16 protein-coding genes are annotated in these 20,856 nt (G+C 44.5%); 5 read left to right on the top strand and 11 right to left on the bottom strand.

Features of this window, described 5'->3' with window-relative positions:
• The first annotated feature begins 1 nt into the window (after position 1).
• Positions 2-2,365, top strand: coding sequence for a phosphoketolase (locus FEF09_RS06250; protein ID WP_146304316.1), 2,364 nt, complete (start codon positions 2-4; stop codon positions 2,363-2,365).
• A 355-nt stretch (positions 2,366-2,720) separates the two neighbouring features.
• On the opposite strand, the gene FEF09_RS06245 is transcribed toward FEF09_RS06250, so the two are convergent.
• The 3 genes from FEF09_RS06245 to FEF09_RS06235 form a co-directional block, all read right to left on the bottom strand.
• Positions 2,721-3,173, bottom strand: coding sequence for a MarR family winged helix-turn-helix transcriptional regulator (locus FEF09_RS06245; RefSeq protein ID WP_146304315.1), 453 nt, complete (start codon positions 3,171-3,173; stop codon positions 2,721-2,723).
• Between the two features lie 118 nt (positions 3,174-3,291).
• Positions 3,292-4,287: a type IX secretion system membrane protein PorP/SprF gene (locus FEF09_RS06240; protein WP_146304314.1), complete on the bottom strand. Its 996-nt coding sequence runs from the start codon at positions 4,285-4,287 to the stop codon at positions 3,292-3,294.
• A gap of 4 nt (positions 4,288-4,291) precedes the next feature.
• The gene (locus tag FEF09_RS06235; RefSeq protein WP_186774210.1) at positions 4,292-8,719 is read right to left on the bottom strand and encodes a gliding motility-associated C-terminal domain-containing protein; all 4,428 of its coding nucleotides are present in this window, start codon (positions 8,717-8,719) and stop codon (positions 4,292-4,294) included.
• A gap of 326 nt (positions 8,720-9,045) precedes the next feature.
• Between FEF09_RS06235 and FEF09_RS06230 the strand changes: the two genes are divergently transcribed.
• On the top strand, positions 9,046-9,480 hold the full coding sequence (locus FEF09_RS06230) for a DUF2147 domain-containing protein (RefSeq protein ID WP_261387354.1): 435 nt from the start codon (positions 9,046-9,048) through the stop codon (positions 9,478-9,480).
• Between the two features lie 120 nt (positions 9,481-9,600).
• On the opposite strand, the gene FEF09_RS06225 is transcribed toward FEF09_RS06230, so the two are convergent.
• From FEF09_RS06225 to FEF09_RS06195, 7 genes are all read right to left on the bottom strand, one after another.
• Entirely contained in the window at positions 9,601-10,491 is an 891-nt protein-coding gene (locus tag FEF09_RS06225) for a DUF5777 family beta-barrel protein (RefSeq protein ID WP_146304311.1), read from the bottom strand.
• 7 nt (positions 10,492-10,498) lie between these two features.
• Positions 10,499-11,041: a YceI family protein gene (locus tag FEF09_RS06220; RefSeq protein WP_146304310.1), complete on the bottom strand. Its 543-nt coding sequence runs from the start codon at positions 11,039-11,041 to the stop codon at positions 10,499-10,501.
• Between the two features lie 11 nt (positions 11,042-11,052).
• Positions 11,053-11,460, bottom strand: a complete 408-nt coding sequence (locus tag FEF09_RS06215) for a c-type cytochrome (protein ID WP_146304309.1) — start codon at positions 11,458-11,460, stop codon at positions 11,053-11,055.
• 11 nt (positions 11,461-11,471) lie between these two features.
• Positions 11,472-11,894 (bottom strand): OB-fold protein, encoded by a 423-nt coding sequence (locus FEF09_RS06210; protein ID WP_146304308.1) that lies wholly within the window; start codon positions 11,892-11,894, stop codon positions 11,472-11,474.
• Positions 11,895-11,919: 25 nt separating this feature from the next.
• The gene (locus FEF09_RS06205) at positions 11,920-13,866 is read right to left on the bottom strand and encodes an outer membrane beta-barrel protein (protein WP_146304307.1); all 1,947 of its coding nucleotides are present in this window, start codon (positions 13,864-13,866) and stop codon (positions 11,920-11,922) included.
• Complete coding sequence (locus FEF09_RS06200) at positions 13,854-14,429, bottom strand: RNA polymerase sigma factor (protein WP_146304306.1); 576 nt, start codon at positions 14,427-14,429, stop codon at positions 13,854-13,856. Before FEF09_RS06200 ends, FEF09_RS06205 begins: the two co-directional genes overlap by 13 nt.
• Before the next feature lie 432 nt (positions 14,430-14,861).
• Positions 14,862-16,100, bottom strand: coding sequence for a FecR domain-containing protein (locus FEF09_RS06195; protein ID WP_146304305.1), 1,239 nt, complete (start codon positions 16,098-16,100; stop codon positions 14,862-14,864).
• A 591-nt stretch (positions 16,101-16,691) separates the two neighbouring features.
• Here FEF09_RS06195 and FEF09_RS06190 point away from each other — a divergent pair.
• Positions 16,692-17,504, top strand: coding sequence for an SDR family oxidoreductase (locus FEF09_RS06190; protein ID WP_146304304.1), 813 nt, complete (start codon positions 16,692-16,694; stop codon positions 17,502-17,504).
• Between the two features lie 128 nt (positions 17,505-17,632).
• On the opposite strand, the gene FEF09_RS06185 is transcribed toward FEF09_RS06190, so the two are convergent.
• Positions 17,633-18,244: a chemotaxis protein CheB gene (locus FEF09_RS06185; RefSeq protein WP_186774209.1), complete on the bottom strand. Its 612-nt coding sequence runs from the start codon at positions 18,242-18,244 to the stop codon at positions 17,633-17,635.
• Between the two features lie 172 nt (positions 18,245-18,416).
• On the opposite strand from FEF09_RS06185, the gene ligD reads away from it, so the two are divergent.
• Positions 18,417-20,357, top strand: a complete 1,941-nt coding sequence (ligD, locus tag FEF09_RS06180; RefSeq protein ID WP_146304302.1) for a DNA ligase D — start codon at positions 18,417-18,419, stop codon at positions 20,355-20,357.
• 32 nt (positions 20,358-20,389) lie between these two features.
• A complete protein-coding gene (locus tag FEF09_RS32730) occupies positions 20,390-20,854 on the top strand; it encodes a DUF6496 domain-containing protein (protein WP_261387353.1) in 465 nt (154 codons plus the stop codon).
• The last annotated feature ends 2 nt before the right edge of the window (positions 20,855-20,856 follow it).

Below are 20,856 nucleotides of genomic sequence, written 5' to 3'. Positions count from 1 at the left end.
CATGGCAACACTCACCAACGAACAAATACATCAGATACAGGGTTATTGGGAAGCGTCTAATTATCTGGCAGCAGCACAGATCTACCTGCAGGATAATCCGCTTTTAAAAGATCCTTTGCTGACCGATCATATCAAACCAAGACTGTTGGGGCATTGGGGTACTTCTCCGGGATTGAACTTCATTTATGTGCATCTTAACAGACTGATAAAATCAAGCGATGCAGATATTCTCTTTATCTGCGGACCCGGACATGGCGCACCTGCAGTCCTTGCACAGACCTGGCTGGAAGGCACTTATACGGAGACCTATCCTGACATTACACAGGATGAAAAAGGTATGAGACAATTCTTCCGTCAGTTCTCCACTCCCGGCGGTATTCCCAGTCATGTGAGTGCACATACACCGGGCTCTGTGCACGAAGGTGGGGAACTGGGTTATTCACTGGCGCACGCAGCGGGTACTGTAATGGATAATCCGCATCTCATCGCCGCCTGTGTGATCGGTGATGGAGAAGCAGAAACCGGTCCGCTGGCAGGGAGCTGGAAACTCAACTCTTTCCTTAATCCCGCACGTGATGGCGCGGTATTACCCATATTACACCTCAATGGCTATAAAATATCCGGTCCGACAGTAATGGGACGCATGCCGGATGATGTACTTGCCACACTGTTTAACGGATACGGCTATTCGCCTTTATTTGTACGTGCTGCGGATACGCTCAGCACCCATCAGGAAATGGCAATGGCACTCGATACCGCTTACGAACGGATCAGGGAGATACAGCAACATGCGCGGGAGGGGAAGAAAACGGACGAACGCATGTTATGGCCACTAATTATACTACGTTCTCCTAAAGGGTGGACGGGGCCTGTCATGTGGAAAGGGAAACCAATAGAAGGCACCTTCCGTTCCCATCAGGTTCCCCTGCCGGATGTCAGGGAAGATCAGGATCAACTGGCCTTGCTGGAACAATGGCTACGCAGTTATACACCGGAAAAACACTTTATGGGAAACGGTGTACCACAAACTGCATTGACCGCCCTTGCGCCTGTTGGCAATAAACGTATGAGTGCTATACCATACGCTAATGGTGGTAAAGATCCACAGCCACTGGTCATGCCGGATTTCAACAACTATGCAGTAGCTGTCAGTGCCCCCGGTGTCACGATAGCTGAAGGAACGCGTGAACTTGGCAAGATGCTACGCGATATTTTCGAACTCAATGCATCGCAGCAAAACTTCCGGCTGTTCTGTCCGGATGAAACGACTTCCAACAGATTGAACGCTGTTTTTGAAGTCACCAAACGCTGTTTCATGGAACACCTGATTGACATAGATGATCATCTGTCGCCTGATGGCCGGGTTATGGAAGTGCTGAGCGAACATCTCTGTCAGGGATGGCTGGAAGGGTATCTGCTAACCGGCCGGCATGGGGTTTTCCCTTGTTACGAAGCTTTTATTACCATTATCGATTCGATGTTTAATCAACATGCAAAATGGTTAAAAACATGCCGGGAAATTCCGTGGAGAAAAGACATTCCTTCACTGAATTATCTGCTTACTTCTCATAGCTGGCGACAGGATCACAATGGGTACAGTCATCAGGGGCCCGGTTTTATTGACACTGTCGCCAATAAAAAAAGTAACGTCATCCGTATCTATCTGCCACCCGATGCGAACTGTCTGTTGTCTGTTATGGACCACTGTCTTAAAAGTAAAAACTATGTTAACCTTGTAGTAGCAGGCAAACAACCCGCCTTACAATGGCTGAATATGGAAGATGCAGCTAAACATTGCGCGCAGGGAGCTTCTGTCTGGGAATGGGCCGGCAATGATAATGGTCAGCAACCTGATGTTGTGCTCGCCTGTGCCGGCGATGTACCTACACTGGAAATTATTGCTGCGGCGTGGTTACTCAGGAAGCATTTACCCGACTTAAAAGTAAGAGTTGTGAATGTAGTAGATCTGATGTCACTGTCTCCGAAAGATTACCATCCACATGGTTTGGAATCAGCGTTATTCACATCACTTTTCACAGATGATGCACCGGTGGTATTCGCCTTTCACGGATATGTCAGAATTGTACATGATCTTGTGCATGGTCGTCCGCATCCGGCAAGATTTCACCTGAGAGGATTTATGGAAGAAGGGACGACCACTACCCCATTTGATATGGTGGTACTTAATAAAATGAGCAGATTCCAACTCGCTATTGCAGCTATCCGGCGTACTGAACGGCAACTGGAAAATGCAGCAGCAGTGATCGGATATTTCGAAGATAAACTGAGTATGCATAACATCTATATCAGAGAATGTCTGGAAGATATGCCCGATATCAGTAACTGGAAATGGAGTGATGAGTGAGTAAAAAACGAAGAAGGAGCTTACTAAAAAAATAACACCGGAATAGGACTATTCCGGTGTGCTGCTTAAACCTACAACTGTTACATTATCTGTAATCAAATATTTTTACTGCAACAAAAGTACGGGAGCATTTTTGCACGGCTGCTGTACGAAGTCTGGAATTTATTGGACAAATCACGGTTTTTTCCTTTCAGGGTATTTTTCATGCGTATTACAAGGTTTATTTAAATGAAAACACCGGCCTAAGAATAGGCCGGCGGCTTATAAACCTACAACTGTTACACTGTTAGTAACAAAGCGTTTATGACATTTGTCCTAAATAGTTAAATATTTAACTATCAGGACAAAAAAAAGGCTATTCTACCTCGAGATTGCCCTTGATCACGTGTAAAGACCTGGTCACGTTTTTCAGATAATCAACTGAAAGTCCTGTGCTGGCTTTTTCATGCAATTCTTCCACTATAGGAGTCAGCAGATCGGTGATTTTACGGCCTGCGTCTGTCATATGAATGATTTTATTTCTTCTGTCGGCGGGATCTTCTACTCTGCGAACCAATCCTCTTTTGGAAAGGTTATCCAGCAGGTAGGTAATGCTTGTTTTGTCTTTATTCAGCAGGTTGGCAATTTCCTGCTGGTTAATCTCTCCTTTTTCCGACAGTGTATTGATCACCTGCAGCATTTCGAAGGTCAGGTCGATGTTTTGCTCCCGGAGTCTGCGCTGCACAAAATGCCGCATAGCGTCTCTCAGATTGGATACGACTTCGCCCAGTGCCTTGATATGAATGATGTTGTCGGGTGATTTCACCATGCTAAATTACGGTTATTAGTTAAACATACAACTATTTTTTCCAGACAATTGTTATCCTTTATTCCCCGGAGGCGGGTGATCAGTTCTTCCCTACTATGGGGAAAATAGCCTTAATTTCCTAGAAATACCGCGCACAGCGCGTATTATCCACCTTATTGTTATGCGGGAATAAGATGCCTATAGACAGCTCGTGTGAGCCTCTTTGGTATCTGGACATACCATTCGTTGTAAGATCATAAGAATACCCCAGCCGCATATTATCCGACACAAACACTTCGGCCATTGCGCTGATGCCACTTCCCTTATACAGCTCATCGGGTAAAGCCGGTTTTCCCCACAGATTGACACCTGCTCTATAGGAAGCACCCAGCCACAGCCGTTCCTGTAAGAGCACAAATACATTGAGGTCTATATTTGTCGGTCCTTTCAGGTCTTCTTTAATCATAACAGAGGGCTTCAACTTGACGTCATTGGACAGATATACCACTGTTCCTCCACTGAGATAGTAATGGCGGGACTTCCGTAAATTAGAATACAGGGTACCATTGCCGAAATAGATCTTTCCGCCTGTATAGGCAGAAAAGAGATCCATAACAGAAAAACCGATAAATGTTCTGTAAGTATTATAGTAAATACCGAATCTCGCATCAGGCGCCAGTGTACTTTGTTTACCCAATATCAATGCCGGGTCATCTGCATCTACATATTTCCGGGAACTACCGTCCACCGCATACTGTGTAGCGCCGATACCCAGACCAAAACATAAACGACGGTCGTTTTCCAATGGAATACGGTAGGCATAGAAACCATACAATGATAAAGACTCCTGTGGTCCCAGACGGTCCCAGGTGATCTGTGCACCAAGTCCCACCCTTTTTGTATATACATCTGTCACGCCATCCAGTGCGACTGCTCCTGTCTGCGGCGCTCCCTGAAAACCTGCCCATTGCTGACGATAAGCACTGTGCAGGTACAATTCTTCCCTGTATCCTGCATAAGCAGGATTTACACTCAAGCCGTTAAACACATACTGACTAAACTGCACATCCTGCTGTGCCTGCAAAGAGCAGGTCATCAGCAACAGAAAGATGAACAGTAAAAGGCCATTCTTCATAACACTATTTTTGGATCAGTTCTATGTATCCTTTATATACTTTTACCGTACGTGACATATTAATCTTCAGCACATAATAATAGATACCGGAGGAAAGGCCCACACCACCCCAGTTATTGGAATAATTCACTGCATGGTACACCATACTGCCCCAGCGGTTATATATTTCCAATACAGACCCCGGATACTGTTCAATACCTCTCACAACGAAATAATCGTTCTTGCCGTCACCATTCGCTGTTACCACATTCGGAATAAACAGATCAGGCGAGATCTCCAAAGGCTGGATAGCTGATTCGTTATTGCTCAGATCAGGATCTGTTTCACGACCGGAAATAATAGCTGCATTCTCCAGCATACCACCGTAAATGATGCGTGTGGTAAACGACAGTTGCATGGGTTTATTCACATAAAGCGTATCGATATTCCACACCACCTGATGCGTACGTGTATTGAAAAAGGCACGTCCACCTGTTGTTGTCATGTCTGTAATTTCATCCAGCATACCTGAAATATCATCTGTCACGATTACCTGTGAAGCGTGGTCCAGTCCTTTATTGTTAACCGTCAGTGTGAAGGTAACAGGATCTCCTACCGTTGGTGCTTTCGCGATCGTCACACTCTTGATAATAGAAAGGTCAGCGGAAGTGCTGTTATTGTAATCAATATATTTCACACAATTTCCTTTGCTGGAAGGATCGGTTACTGTTATCGTTATCCTGCCTGTCCCGACTACGCCGGATGACAAAGTACTGAAGTCCCCTCTTCCATCTGTATGTGTCGTAGTGATGCTTCCATCAGGATAGGTAACCAGAATATCTGCGCCCGGCATGGCAGTGCCGGTAATTCTTAATAGGCCTCCTTCCTGCTTTACAGGATCATTCACCAGAAATACCGGGAACAGTTCTGTAAGTGGCATTCTCATTGTCGAGAAACAACCATTCTGGTCTGTTACTGTAACAGCATAATTACCCGCCGGCAGATTTGTGATCTTATTACCCGTAGCCCCTGTGCTCCATGCAACACGGTATGGCGGTGTGCCGCCTGTTGCTGACAATGTAAGTGACCCGGAATTATCACCATGACAGGTAATATCTTTTGGAAGAATGATCAATGCAATGTCCAGCGGTGCCGGCACCGTCACTGTTGACATAGCAGATACGCAATTCTTTTCATTCATCACCTGCACACTATAATTGCCACCTTTCAGATTGGAGAAGGTATTATCATCTGTCCAGTTGCCGCCATTCAGGCTGTATTTATATCCGGTACCCGGTGATGGTATGGTAATACTACCATCACTGCTACTATTACAGGTAGCACTTTTGGTGGTCGTGGTAAACACCGGCATTGGTGGTACTTCTACTGTAAAATCTCTTTGGTTACGGCAACCATTTACCGTCGTTACTTCATAGGTAATGATCGCTGTACCCGGTTGTATACCTGTAATATGTCCTGCGGCGCCTACTTCCAGAATATTCACATCATTGCTGCTCCATATGCCTCCCGGGGTTATACATTGCAGATCAGTACCCTGATTATCGATACACACCATATTCCTGCCGCTTATCGGTGCTATTACCGGAGGACCTTCCACAGCAAGCGAAGTAGTAACTGTATTGGCGCATTTGCCATTATTGAAGCTATAGGTAATTATATAATTGCCGGGTGTACTGGCCGCAAGATCTATCACTCCGGAGTGAAGATCTATTTTCAATCCTGCGCCGGCAGCGAAAGTGCCACCAGTTGTACCAGTCACAGTTACACTGGTAGTACCAGCTGTACAAAATACAGTCTTATCATATGCAATCATTGCCTCCGGTAGAGGATTGACAATAACATCTCTGCTGATGGTATTCTCACAACCGTAATTGTCTTTGATGGTATATACCACCGCAACCGTATCAGCCGTAATTCCTTTCAACTGACCATTTGCATCTATTGTAGCAACAGATGGGTTATCTGTCATCCAGCTACCACCGGTAACTGTATTCTGCAAAAGCAACTGTTCTCCTTCACAAACTTCTGAAGCACCGCTGATCGCAGGTACTACAGGAAGATCATGAATATTTACGCTGGTGGTGGTGGTATTGGTACATTTTCCGTTACTGAATGTATAAGTGATGTTATGTGTACCGGCTGTACTGTTTTCCAGATCGATAGTTCCGGTGGTAGCGTCAATCACCAATCCGGTGCTGCCGGAATAAGTGCCACCGGTAATACCGCTCTGCGTTACTGTACCCCTTCCTGATTTACAGAGATCAGTGGTATAGTTGATCACTGCTTCCGGCAAAACATTTACGGTAACTGTATCTGTCATTCCTGATGCAGTACAACCACGCGCATCTGTCGCTGTAGCGATATATACAAAACTACTGTCTTCCAATCTGGGGGCAGCTGTTGTCTGTTGTAACTGATCATCGGCAATCGTACTACCGGTCTGCGGAATAGCGGTCCATTTAAATGTATAGGGGCCGGGGGTATTGCTGGCGGTAACAGATAAATTCAGGGTGGTACCCGGACAAATTGCTTTGCTGTCAGCAAGCGCAATGATATCCGGTAAAGCATATACCTGTAATGTTTTAATGGCCGTTGCATTACAACCTGTTGCATCTGTTACAGTGTAGGTGATGTCAGTATATCCTGCGCTGAGTGCTTTAATTTTTCCATCTGTATCTACCGTTGCAGCGACTGCATTACTGGTCGTCCATATACCATCCGGCGTACCATTGGAAATAGTAGCAGTAGTCCCTTCGCAGATGCCGGTTGTAACAGGGATCATGGTACTGGCCGGCAATATACCTGCCATCGGAACTACGGCGATATCATCCAGTGCGAGATCGTTCCCGTTGATGCCACTGGCATTGTTTTGCAGAAAAATATCAGCTGTATTGGCGGGGGCGATAAAGGTAAATGTGTATTCCGTCCAGCTGCTATTATTAATAGTGCCCGTGCTGAATGTCACGACGCTACTTCTGTCGGTAGCGATCATACCTGCCAGTATATCAGGTTTCACTGGCGCAGCAGGATTGGTATTCGCTGCCCAAAACTTTAATTTATATGGTTGTCCGATCAATAAATTCGTCAGGCGTTTCCAATAAAAATACTCTCTATGAAAACCTGCTTTCACTAACATCATATTACCTGTGCCTGTTGTATGATCTGTCAGCGAGCCATTTTTATCGGCAGACTGAATCGCATAATAGCCATCACTGATATCATTATTATTATGATAGTGGTAAGATGTACCAGTAAAAGGCGCAGCTATTTCAAAATCTTCTGTTGAGATCACACCACATGCCTGCGAGATAGCCAAAGGATTCAGTTGTGCCAGATGCGCTATCACATGTACGGTTTCTCCTGCGGAAACATCGATCGTTGCGTTTGTCTGACCCGCAGTACTGGTAGAATTATTGCCCGGATCGTAGAGGGTAAATCCAACTAAATTCCAACCGGCAGGTACAACAGATGATAAGGTATAAACGCCTGCATTCACTGGCAATACGATAGCATTTCCTCTTGTTGTAATCCGTTCATCATCAATCCAGATACCTTTATCTGTGCGGGCCAAAAGTACACCGGCACCAGTTGGCAGACTGGAGGCACACCATATTTGTTGTGCTCCGGTAATGCGGTTAAAAGCGGTGTACGATGTAATATCAGCTATCCAATTACTGCCATTCCAGCTATAGCCAGTTGCATAAATAGTACCGTTATCACCAAAAGCAACATCGGTTGTACCGGGTGCTCCCAGATCAAGTGCTGTACCGCCGGCAAATGGCAAAGTGAATACATTACCACTACCGGGATTGTAATAAACAATCTCTCCGGAGGAAGGCAATATATCGAGGCGACCGGCATTGGTACCTGTTCCTGCCAGCAGACTCCAATCATCTGTATAAGGTGCTGATATTACGTTATTCTTCCAGATAGTACCATCTGCTGCGACAATTGCAATGCGCCCATCACCGTAACTGACATCAGTTGCTTTCAGACCAGCGTGTGCTGCAGAAGAATAAATAAGTTGTTGATTATTACTATCCATGAAGTATACATCACCGTTAGCATCAATACTGACAAACTGGCCGGGGCCTGCTCCGTCCAGTGCAATACCGTTCCATGATGTCAATGTCCATTCGCTGCTTCCTGCTATACGATGATAAATCTGTGTATTAGTCAACGACACCCATAACTCTCCATTTCCCAGACCAGTGCCTGTCATACCATGACTTGCACCAATATCACTGATAGCGTCTGAGGTAAAGGGTTGATCATTCAGGTAGTAATCGGGTATGATAGTCGGGCCTCCGTTTACAGTGAACTGAAAATCAGGAGATGAAGCTTCATTTAACGCGCTGAGGTGTACGTAGATGTATCCGTTTTGTGCTGTGGCTGATGAGACAAAAGATAGTACGATCAGTAAGATTTTCAATAATCTAATGGCAATTCGGTTCATAGGTTCTTTGGGAACTACAGGCGACTGTAGATGGTAATCCACTTATTATACATCAATCCGGTACGTAATTTAGATATATTTATGATATAAATATAATATGAAGGTAAAATAATATGCCTTCCACCGTTACGGCATACACGAAATCATTGACTTTTATTGTGTTCCGTTTTTGCAGTTAGTTGACAACCGGATTCAAAAAAATGTAAATTAAAGGGACTGGCCCTTTAAACGGACCGGCCTGAATATTGCAGTTTAATTATAAGTCCTGATTCGCGGGGCACAAACACTTTAAACATTCCATGATGAAAACGCTCACGCTTCTTTTCTTTTCAATGATTATTGCCACCGGCAGTCTCTTTGCACAAAATGGTACGGCGGATAAGATACTGGGTACCTGGCTGAATGAGGAAAAAGACGGTAAGATAGAGATCTATAAATCTGGCAATAAATACTTTGGCAAGCTGGTATGGGGTAAAAACATGTATGAACCAGATGGCAGTTCACGTACTGACATTAAGAATCCTGACACAAAGCTACGCACCCGTAAGTTGCAGGATCTTGTCATACTGACCAATTTCACCTTTGACGATGATGAGTGGGAAGGCGGAAAGATATATGATCCAAAGAGCGGGAAAACATACAGTTGCGTCATGAAATTTAAAGGTAGTTCATTACAGATCAGAGGGTATATAGGTATCTCCATGTTGGGTCGGACAACCATATGGACCCGTAGCTGATGAATAATAATAAACCGGACAGATTGCGGAAGGCGGCTTGTTATAAAAGCCGCTTTCCGCAATCCGCCGGTTAAACCTGTTGGCTTAGGTTTGTTGATAAAAGCGTTGTTTCTTTACTCCCTACTTCCTGAAATTGAATGATCTTGAGATATTGAATCCGAAGAAGATATCTCCTTTACCCCAACTACCATTCGTCTTTGACAGATAATAAGGTCCGATCATACCATTTGAATTGGTAAAGACCAGCTGGAACACGTGTCCTCCTGTTTCGATGTCTACTCCGAGAGAAAGTGAATTATACACTTTCGTTGATACCACCTGATCAGGCAACAGATAACTGTATTCTGCGGTAACACTCATTCTCTTTGTAAACTTCATCCTACCACCTGCCGTAATGGCAAACAAGTCATTATTATCTTCCGGTGTGGCAACCAGATTATAATGTGTCCATGACGGCGCCAGTTGCAGCGATAAATTCCGTGAAAACTTCCTGGCTATGAGTAACTGAGAAGTATAACTGGTACGGAAACGGGAATTTAGATAAGGTTTATCCGTATATCGCTGTGTATAATGAGTCACGAGTTCATACAGACTAAGTGAAATGGGCATCGCGCCCTTACCTGTGGATTGTTGCAATATTTTGTACTTGATATTTCCATCAAATGCCTTGTCTACAGAGCTTCTGCCTACACCTGCGGATAACCTGTCGGTGAATCCGTAGTCCAGACCAAAGCGGATAGAAGCATTATCCAGTCCGAACAGTTCATATGCACCTTCATTCAGTTTTCCGAAACGGTGCATGATCAGGAACTGTAAGCTTTGTTTACCAGGCGATTCTACAGTAGGAACATTGATCAGCTGTGTAGCTTTGAACGTACCCGTCACTACATGGGATTGATCCGAAGAGTTCTGTGATTCGTCCAGCATTTTCAGCAGACTGGTATCCTGCGCGAAGGCAGTTACATTTCCAAGTAATAAACACAATATGATATAACAGGCGATCTTTTGCATATTCAAACTATTTTGCCGGCTGACATACCGCTACTATTTGTATGTTGATTTGTGACGCAATTTTGTCTTTAACCAGTGATGGTATTTTAATATTGTAATCAGAAGGTTTCACTGCGAAGGCAGCTTTAGCTGTCATTTTCCCTTCTTCGATCTGCAATTCGGCAGGCAGATTCTGTACCTGTTGTGTTACACCGTGAATGGTCAGTTGTCCGTTTACCTGTACTTTATAAGTACCGGGCTTATTAGCGACATCTCCGGTGAAGGAGCCTGTAAACTGTGCTTTAGGAAACTTTTCACTTTCCACATAATTCTCATTATAGTGCTCCTGCATCAGCTCTTTGGCAAACAGAAAGTTGCGCTGCAACAGTGTGAAAGCAAGCGATTTTTTCGTGAGATCGACAGCTGCAAATGCCTGATTATTTTGTGCTTTAATATCTTCCAGTGGTGTCTTAGAATAAAAGCTGACATTCCCGTTTCTGGTCATATATGTCTGTGCCTTCATTGGCAGATATAACAGACAGGCCAGTACAATAAAGCATATGGTTTTCATATCCGTATTTTTTAATTGTTCTGTGCTCCGCGTGCAATCCACGCTTTGATCTTATTGATATTACAATCTGACAGTTTAGCTCCGCCTTGTGGCATTGCAGGATATCCTGCTGCATGTGTGATCACACCTATCAGGTTGCCATTGTCAGCCTGTGTTTTAACAGAAGCATAACTACCCAGAGATACGCCACCACTAACGTTACCGTTACCATGACAGCTATAGCAACTTGACTGAAGGATTGGCAATACATCAGCGGCATATTTCATATTAACAGTGTCGCAGGTGTTACCACCACCGCCGTTACCACCACCATTACCCGGAGGATTAACGACATCCTGTTCGTTACTTTTTGAACAGGAAACAATGATGGTGCTGCAAGCAATAGCCACTGCTATTAAAGAGAAAAACACTTTTTTCATAGTCTGAATTGTTACTTGTTATTTATAATAGTTGCGTCAACAATGCTTACATCCATCAGTAGCCCTGTGCACATCCCTTTGATCAATACTGATTGTCCAACTTTTGGCAGTTGTACTTCTTCTCCCGGCGCCATACTGCAATTCACCCCTCCCATACCATCTACCTGTCCGGCCAGTAACACAGAAACGGCTGTTCCTGTCTTTTGTACATCGGCTACAGTACCAGCCACCTCTACTACTTTATTCACATAGGTAGTGTTTGCAAGCTTTTCATCTTTTGAAAAATCTTCATAGAGCTTCAGCGCGGTAATCTGTTTATCCGTGTGCGCCTCTGCGGCGGAAGTTCTCGGTTTATTGTACAGGTAATACCCTGTTCCCGCTGCTATCAGGCAAAGCAATGCCCCAGCGAGAATTATCAATTTTCTTCGCGTCATGTCGTTGCTTATTAAAGTGCTGTTCTTATCTCAGGCGTAAAGGCCGGGTCAGGCCAATATTCATACCTACACTTGTCACAGGCAGATCACCAATACCGATACCTCTGGATGGTATCTTAATATATGGTTCTACCCGTAGTGTGCCTAACACGCCTACTGGCCGTTCGTATCCAACGCCCAGGTGTATAATAGAGAACCAGTCTGCAGTTGTTTTCCTGTAGGTCCAATTTCTCTCTCCATACTGGCCATAGTATTTATAACTATAATCGTACTTCTGTTTTTTCATAATGTACGATGACATTCCTGCGCTTGCGTACCAGCTGCTCTTTTCACCCGTTGCAAAGGTGAATCGTACATTCACAGGTATTTCATACATATTACACCATCCATCCACATTCAACAGTTCCATGTCCGCAGGCCATGGTGTTTTCTTTGTATTAAAATATTCTCCGGTAGAATAATAATATTTACGTTCGTACAATATGCCTGTTTCTACAGCCAGTTTTTTACCGAAACGATAACCGGCGAGCAGTCCCAGATTATATCCGAGACTGGAGGTACGCTGGAATTTTACTGTAGTAATATCCGGACTGAAAAGCAACCCGTAATACAGTCCCTTTTTCAATGAAGCAGGTTCCCGTTTAACTTTTGTCGCACTCGCCGCTGCATCATTCTCCGCTGATGCAACGACCGGTATATTGATCTTTCTATCCACATGTAAGATGCTTGTCTGTGGTATTGTAGTCTTTGCTGTCGCGCCTTTTATATATTCAAGGCTCAGCGGACTTACAATGACAGCAGTTATCCCCGGTCTGGCAGCAGGATAACTGCTGTTGTTGGGGATATCCTGTGTTTCGCTGTTGCGTACAGGTATATTCCCATTCTTCCTGTTCACGATGGATTGTTCACTGTCCGCGGTGGACGAACGTTCATCGCGGCCTGCAACATTTGCTGCAACCTTCTGTTGTTTCTGCGAAACTACACGTTCACGCGTGTTCAGTCGATCATCTCCGTCAATAGTAGATCTGTTTCCTTTTATGATACCAATGTTGTTGGTTGCTGATGGCTTATTTTTTACCGAAGTACCCACCAGTCCGATGGCTGTTTGATCGGTGTTTCCTTTAGTGTTTTTCCCGGCCACACTTACCGGAGTATTGCCAATTGTTACGGTACTGTTGATATTACCGTTGTTTTTCTTTCCTGCAGCACTTACCTGAGTATTACCAGTTGTTACAGTGCTGTTGGCGTTTTCAGTATTTTTCTTTCCTGCAGCACCTACAGGAGTATTGCCAGTTGTTATAGCGCCGTTTGTATTTACCGGAACTTTTTTCCCTGTCATTACACCCGGGGATTTAACTGTTTCATCATTGTTACCGCTGCTTACTTTTTGAGCAGCAGCAGTTGCAGGTTTGGTAATGCCTTCGCCTGTTCTGCCGGGTTTTCTGTCAGCAGGTATATAGGCTTTATCCGTGTTAGTCACTGTTGAAGAAGATGATCCTTCTCTACTATCTGATGTATTCGGATATCCATTTTCTACGCTTGTCGTTCTGGTATCGTCTGTTGATACAAGCCCTTCGTCTTCATTCTTTCCTGTTGTATTCTCAGTGGCAAGGGCGTCTTTTTTGTCATTGATCCCCTGTCCGTCTCCCGCTGCTGCTGATGTCTTATTATCTGTTGTTGTTACCTGTGCTGCTTTGTCTTCTGCAACCCCCTTGTTACCGCTGTCCTTACGATTGCCATTAAATAATCCGCTTACAGCTACTGTCAAAAACAGGATAGTTATAAGCACCCATAGTCCGGGTTTGAACCACCAGCGATCCTTTAACCTGCGTGTAGCGGTCCCCTGCTGATTGTTATCAGCCTGCTGCAACTTATTCTGCATAGCTTCCCAGTTACCACCGCCTGTGTTCAGGGGATAGTCTGAGGCCGCATTGCGGAATAGTTCGTCCATATCGTCATCTAGGAGCTGCATACGTCAATTTCAGGTATATCTGTGTTTAATTTTTTTTGCAAATAAGCTCTTGCCTTTGCCAGATTGGACTTGGAAGTGCCGATACTGATATTCAGTTTGTCAGCTATTTCCTGGTGGGAGAATCCATCAATTACATACATATTGAACACCACCTGATAGGAAGGTGGTAGTTCCTTTACCAGTATGATCAACTCCTTGTAGTATAGTTTCTGTTCTGCTGACTGTCCCACGTCCGGTACGTCCCATACTTCTTCCGGTATACCGCCGATCTCCGGTATCATATTTTTCCGTCTGAGTTCATCAATTGCCGTATTTACCATGATACGTTTAATCCATCCCATCAGCACTTTTTCCTGATCTTCGGTATCCTCGCAACTGAATTTGTCAAAACGGGTAAACACCTTCACAAAACCATCATTTACAACGTCTGCGGCATTTTCGTACCTGTAAATATACCGGAACACAATTTTAAAAGCATAGCCATAGTATTGCTCATACAATAACTTCTGGCATCTGGGCTGTTTATTAATGCACCCCTGTATTATGGTAGAAAGTTGTTCCAATGTTTTGTCAATAGGCTCACATATGTCCTTACCTTATAAATACGGAAGCTATAGAGAAAGGTTGCCTCGGGTGAAAAATATTTTTCAAATAAGATTCCACAGGTACGTAAATCATTAATAATCAACCATATTAAAACTTATCATTCCACGGAAGCAATTAACTTTTTTGGCTGGCCGCCCTTCTTTTTAAGGTGATATGTGTCTGAAGAACGATCAATGTTAAGGTCAGCCGGCGCCTTTTCTGGCATGTAATGACTTTTCCACAGGCAGTGCCCTCCGAAATGTACATATTTCTCATTTACTAATATAGATAGGTCTGAATGTAGGGATTGTTCTTCCTGGATGCGACAGTCCTAACCACGCAACAATAGTATCCCACGGAAATCTCTTATTTCCGTCTCTGACCTCTTCGCAATAAAAATAAGCTTATTCTTATTCCACCTCCTGCTTCCAGGCACCAATCGCCGCTGTATCGGCCTTACTTATAGAAACTTTCCCCTCATGGGATAGCTCTGCCTGCTGTCCGGCAGGAATGGACAATCTTTTACTTCCTGCCTGTAAACGCACGGCTGCTTCTATAGCAGTAATGACCAGCCGGGCAGGTGTAGGATAGGTTTGAATATTAAATGATGTACCAGTCACATCTGCGGAGAGCTGATGTGCACGGATATGGAAAGGACGATCATGATCTGCATTTACACGGAAACTGGCCTCGCCACTTACTTCAACGTCTCTGTCGGTCACCGTATAGGAAGCGGGATACTTTACCGCACTGCCTGCATTCAACCAAACCTGTGTACCGTCAGGTAGGGTATCCTTTGATTTATGATCGGAAGCCGCAGATAGGGTACGAAAGGAGGCTGACTTTTCCGAGCGCATAAATATCAGATAGATGCCCGGCCCAACTATCAGAAAAACCAATGCGGCCGCGGCATACAGATAATTCAGACGTTCAGAATAGATCTTCCGTATGGCAGGTGTACTGTCTGCCGGTATAGGCCGGTCTATGGCCGTCGCCTTTGATATCATTGGTGTCCAGTGTTCATCAAAAGGCTTGATGACAGGCGGATTACCCTCCAGCAGCCTTGTCTTTTCCACGACCCAGTTATTGTGGCGGGATGATACGCTGCTATGTGCGACATCTTTCAGACATTGCCTGACTGATTGATGTACGGCATTAATCGCACCGGTAACTGTATCTGCAGATAGGTTCATGACAGCTGCTATCTGTGCAGGAGGCATTGCTTTCAGGCGATGCATTTCATAGATCAGTCTCCTCTGTTCCGGCAGGGACATGATTGTATCATGTATCAGCGCCTGATAGGCCTTATAATGCTGTACTTCCGGGGGAAGTTCTTCCTCATATTGCGGTACCGGCAATAATTCGTCTGCGGCTGTATCCTGCAGATAGCTGTAGCACTCATGTAATGAAACAGAACGCACATAAGCGTCCATATCTTTTATATGAGGCAGCTTGTCTCTATGCAGCCAGATAATGATAAAAGTTTCCTGCAATACTGCCTGAATACAATGGCTATCTCCTTTAAGTATAATTGCTATATCAGCCTGCACGATTGGTGCCACCGCCCGGAAGAAACGGGCAAACGATGTTTCATTGCCATCGGCAATGCTTTGCAGCAGTTCTGTATCATGATAGTCTATCTCCTGCATAACGCGGATGATCTTAAAAGGAATATACGAATATATACCATCCGATCAAAACCACGCACATAATCTGTGCCTGTTTGTCACATACACCGAATATACAAAGACATAGACCCGCAAGCGATTACGACCCGGGCATTTATATCCATATAAGCAAGATGCCCATTTAGTACAACACTGATAAACTATAATAACTAAAGAGCTAAAAAGACACAGCCCCGGAAGCAATTACAACCCGGCCATTTATATCCATATAAGCGAGATGCCCATTTACAACACTGATAAACTATAATAACTAAAAGGCCACAAAGACACAGCCCCAAGAGCAATTGCAAGACCCACACTTATAGTCCACATGTTGCAACTGCCAACTCTTTTTCATAACAACTCATCTGCTGAATCTCCCACCAGCCTATCTACTAACCTACCATAGCATCTACTAATCTACCATACCATCTCCTAAATCACCTGCCAGATCATCTGTTCATCTACTCATCTGCCTGATCGCCTGCTACATCACATAAATAACCACCAATCCATAAATCCCCCTTCTAACAAGTCCTATAAACCGTAGCTTTGCACACTATTATCACTCACATGCATTTTGAAAACAAAGTAGTCTGGATCATAGGCGCCTCCTCCGGGATCGGCGCTGCACTGGCAAAACAATTCGCCAGACAAAAAGCATTATTGATCATCACAGCACGGAATACGGACAAATTGCAATCATTAGCTAGTGAACTAACGCAGCTGACAACCTGCGTAGTGCTTCCGGCGGACATAGCCCGCCGGGACACGCTACACATTATAGTGGAAGAGGCTCTCCAGAAATTCGGGCATATCGACATCCTCATTCACTCCGCCGGCATCGGACAACGTTCGATGGCAACCGATACCAGTCTCTCCGTCTACAACCAACTGATGGACGTCAATTTTTTTGCCCCACTGACGATCACACAATACCTGCTGCCTTACTTCAAACAGAGCGGCAAAGGACATGTAGTCGCTGTCAGCAGTATGTCCGGATTAATGGGCTTCCCCGGCCGCAGTGGTTATGTGGCCTCCAAACACGCATTAAAAGGATACTTTGAAACTTTGCAGGTAGAACATGACATACCTGACTTTTATATAACAATTGTAAGCCCCGGCAGAATCAATACGCCACTCCCTTTATCCGCACTGACAGCGGATGGTCAGCCTTACAATAAAATGGATCATGCACAACTCAATGGTATACCTGTGGATGTATGTGCAGAAAAGATCTGTGACGCTATCGTCCGCAAAAAGAAACACATCTTCATCGCCAGAAAGGAGCGCTACCTCTACTGGTTAAGAATATTATTCCCCGCTGCCTACTATCACATCGCCAGAAAAGCAGGTGTAAAAGAACGCCATGCAGATACTGTATGATTGCTTTCTCAATTGCTCTGCACAAAAATATTATTTTCTTCACTTCTCCATACAGCTGACACGGAATGAATGATATTGAACAATGTGAAAAAAGAGAGAACAGTAATGAATAAGTTGATAGCTGCTTGCTATCCAGCCGCCTCAAACCCTTCATCATCCTTCATCTCCCCGGTTTTATAATATTTCGTAAGCGCCTGCGCCAACTCCGCCGGTGGCAATATTACATCTGGTTCATCTCCCGTAATCACCGATACCGGCATCCCCTTAAATACCGCTGATGCCGGATCCTGTACAAATACAATCCCTCCCGCACCCTCTATCGCCCTCGCACCCTCCAGACCATCCGTCCCCATACCCGTCAGAATAATGCCAATCGCCTTATTACCCGCATACGCCGCCAATGACGTAAAAAATATATCTACCGCATAATTCACCACATGTGTCGTCGTACGTGGTATCAAACGTAAAATACCATCCCTGATCAACAAAAACTTCCCCTCAGGCAACAGATAAATATGATCAGGCCTGATCTCCATATCCTGCAACACCCTTATAATCGGCAACTTCGTATGTGATTGCAATAGCTTGTCAAGTATACTCACATAATTCCTCGATAAGTGCTGTACTACCACAAAAGCTATCCCCGTCTGCTCAGGTACATTCGCAAAAAATGTCTTCAATACATCCAGACAGCCCGCAGAACATCCCAGTCCCGCTATAAAAAAATCCGGTTTCACCATGTCTCTTAAAGCTTTTAAAAATTCCTCTTCAAATTTCAGGCTAAAAGATTTTACATGAGACTGCTCCACTGACTGGTAAGGTCTTTGCTCCAATATCAATATGGCCCGAAAGTCTTCGGATATAAAGTCTTCAGCAGGTAAGCAGGCTAAATTTCCAGCTACCCTGTCTCCCATGCTCGCCACATTGGTAGATCATCCTGTGGATGCACCCGGCTGGTTGTACGAGGTAAAATGGGATGGCTACCGCGCTATTGCCCTGCTGAACAAAGGCAAGGTTCAGCTGATCTCCCGCAATAACAAATCATTCGACGATAAATTCTATCCTGTCTATCACGCACTGGAAGCATGGAAGATCAATGCAGTTATCGATGGCGAAATTGTCGTACTGACGCCAAACGGTATCTCCAGCTTTGCGGATCTGCAGAACTGGCGTAGTGAAGCAGACGGAGAATTGATCTACTATGTGTTCGATCTTTTGTGGCTGAATGGGTACGATCTTACACAACTTCCCCTCATCCAACGACGGGAGTTACTGGAACGCCTATTTCCCGCTCCCGATATCATCCGGTTGAGCACTGCCTTCAGAGACACCTCTTCTACATCATTTCTTTCTGCAGCAAGATCTCTCGGACTGGAAGGTATTATCGCCAAAAAAGAAGATAGTAGCTACCTCAAAGGGGCCCGCAGCAGGGATTGGCTGAAGATCAAGATCAATAAGCGGCATGAAGTGGTCATTGGTGGTTATACGCGCAATGAAAACTCATCCAAACCATTCAGCTCTTTACTGGTAGGTGTATTTGAAAAAGGAAAATTGCAATACACAGGAAAAATAGGCACCGGCTTTACCAGTGCACAACAAAAGGATATGATGCAGGCATTCAAACCACTGATCAGAAAAACATCTCCTTTCAGTACGGTGCCCGATATCAACAAACCTTCCCGTTTCCGCCCCAATCCGCCCAAAGCAACTGCTATCTGGCTCAGTCCGAAACTGGTATGTGAAGTGAGTTATGCTGAGATTACCTCAGATGGTGTCATGCGTCATCCTTCTTTTGAAGGCATGCGCATAGACAAAGCCGCAAAGGATGTCGGAAAAGAAGAAGCTATACCGGTTGCCAAAGTCGTAAAAGAAGCCGCTGGCTCTATTTCTCAACAAATGCTGACGCCTGTTACCGGTGGCAATCGCAAAACACTGCTGAATCCATCTGAGGCTACACAGGTAAAAACAGTCAGTAAACATGCACTGAAATTCACCAATCTGAATAAAGTCTTCTGGCCGGAAGAAAAGTATACTAAAAGGGATATGCTGAATTATTACTATCAGGTAGCACCTTACATACTACCCTACCTGAAAGACCGGCCGCAATCACTCAACAGATTTCCTAATGGCATAAAGGGTAAAAGTTTCTACCAGAAAGACGTAACAGGCAAAGCGCCTGACTGGATCAAAACCTTTCCTTATCATACCAGTGAAGGTGAAGACAAAAATTTCATGGTCCCCACTGATGAAGCAAGTCTGTTGTACATGGCCAATCTGGGTGCTATTGAAATGAATCCATGGAACAGTAAGATCAGTAAACCTGATTATCCTGATTGGTGTATTATTGATCTGGATCCAACAGAAAAGAATACCTTTGAGCAGGTAATCAGAACTGCACAGGTTACAAAAGAAGTACTAGACAGCATCAAAGTTCCAGGCTATTGCAAAACGTCCGGATCTACCGGCATACATATCTACATTCCTTTAAACGCAAAATATACATACGAAGATTGTCAGTTGTTCGGCAAATGGATTGCCGCTCAGGTACACCACCAACTTCCTTCTTTTACAAGTATTGAACGCATGACGCAGAACAGAAAGGGCAAAATATATGTTGATTATCTACAGAACAGACCGAAGGCTACGCTTGCGGCACCTTATTCCCTGCGTCCCAAACCAGGAGCAACGGTTTCCATGCCGCTACACTGGGAGGAAGTAAAAAAAGGACTTAAAATGAAAGACTTTAATATTACCAACGCTCTTGCCCGTATCAACGAGATGGGGGACATCTTTAAACCGGTACTTGGTAAAGGCATTGATATGAAAAAGATACTACGGTCGATACAGCCGTAATCATTTATTTATTAACCTTTAAATTCCACACCATGGCAAAGTATTCAAAAAAGAGCCAGGACAAAGTAGAAGAGAACATGAAAGAAATGAAACAAGGTAAACTGAAAAGTGGCAGAAGTGGTAAGAAAGTTACCAACCCCAAACAAGCTATCGCCATAGGTTTATCTGAAGCCCGTAAAGCCGGTGCGAAAGTACCAAAGAAAGCGGCTGCTAAAAAAGCTGCGCCTAAAAAGAAAGCAGCCGCAAAGAAAGCAACACCTAAGAAAGCAGCTGCGAAGAAAGCTACTCCTAAGAAAGCTGCCGCTAAGAAAGCAGCGCCTAAAAAAGCGGCTGCAAAGAAAGCGGCTCCTAAGAAGGCTGCTGCTAAAAAAGCAACGCCCAAAAAAGCGGCCGCTAAGAAAGCAACGCCAAAGAAAGCGGCTGCGAAGAAAGCGGCTCCTAAGAAAAAGGCAGCTGCTAAAAAAGCCGCTCCGAAGAAACGGGCTGCTAAGAGGTAATA

Source organism: Chitinophaga pinensis, from assembly GCF_007896845.1.
GTDB classification, from domain to species: domain Bacteria; phylum Bacteroidota; class Bacteroidia; order Chitinophagales; family Chitinophagaceae; genus Chitinophaga; species Chitinophaga pinensis_C.
This window is presented reverse-complemented; position numbering and strand designations above follow the sequence as displayed.